Here is a 1,094-nt window from a genome sequence, read left to right on the forward strand (position 1 = left end):
TAAGGGGTATCCTCTTAGCTCCAGCAACTGAGAGAGCACTGGATGGATGTACAGATATTAGCGCCGACAGCGGGCAAGGACTACCCCCAGACCTGGAATGAATTCCTGGACTGGTTTTCCACGGAGGATGACTGTCTCGCCTACCTGGAGCGGCTGCGCTGGGGCGCTGGGTTCGTCTGCCCGAAGTGCGGCAGCATTGGCGAGGCGTACCGTGCCAGCCGCACCCGCCTGATGTGCCGCAGCTGCCAGCACCAGACCACGGTGACTGCCGGTACGATCTTCGACAAGACCCGCACGCCACTGCGTGTGTGGCTGGCCGCGGCTTGGTATCTGACCAACCAGAAGCAAGGCGTCAGTGCCTTGGGCCTGCAGCGTGTGCTGGGCCTGGGCAGCTACCAGACCGCCTGGACCATGCTGCACCGTTTGCGCCGCGCTATGGTGCGGCCCGAGCGGGATCGGCTCAAGGGCACGGTCGAGGTTGATGAGACCTATCTGGCGCTGAGCGACCGCGAGAATCCGATTTCTCCCCAGGGGCGCAAGAACAGTACCTCTCAGGTGCTCGTCGTCCTGGCTGTGGAGGTGCTGGAGCCCAAGGGATTCGGCCGGATCCGCCTGCGCCGCATCCCCAAGGACTCCGCCACCCATGTGATCCCATTTGTGCAGGAGAACGTTGAGCCAGGCGCCCAGGTGCGCACCGATGGCTCTGCGGCCTATCGTTCACTGAAGGATCTCGGCTATGAGCACAAGCGCACGGTGGTGCTCGGCTCGCAGGTGCCGGCCCATGTGTCGATGGCCGGCGTCCACCGCGTGGCCGCACTGATCAAGCGCTGGATTCTGGGTACGCATCATGGCTCGGTGCAGCCCGAACATCTGGACGCCTATCTCGATGAGTTCGTCTTCCGCTTCAACCGTCGCACCTCAAGCTCGCGCGGCATGTTGTTCTACCGACTCTTGCAGCAGGCCGTGGTCACCCCACCGGTGACCTATCAGCAGGTGATTCAGGCGGGTGCAAAACAGCGCCGAAAAGGATAGGATAACTGTATATTCATCCAGTCACTCAGACCTTCTGGAGCTAAGAGGATACCCCTTATATT

The 1,094-nt window shown here is 61.7% G+C and carries 1 protein-coding gene; it reads left to right on the forward strand.

Annotated elements, in window-relative coordinates; translation table 11 throughout:
* Positions 1 to 42 precede the first annotated feature (42 nt).
* On the forward strand, positions 43 to 1,032 hold the full coding sequence (locus tag AC1DMS_RS31670) for an IS1595-like element ISVapa1 family transposase (protein ID WP_015865884.1): 990 nt from the start codon (positions 43 to 45) through the stop codon (positions 1,030 to 1,032).
* The last annotated feature ends 62 nt before the right edge of the window (positions 1,033 to 1,094 follow it).

The organism is Variovorax sp. 05T418 (assembly GCF_056396385.1).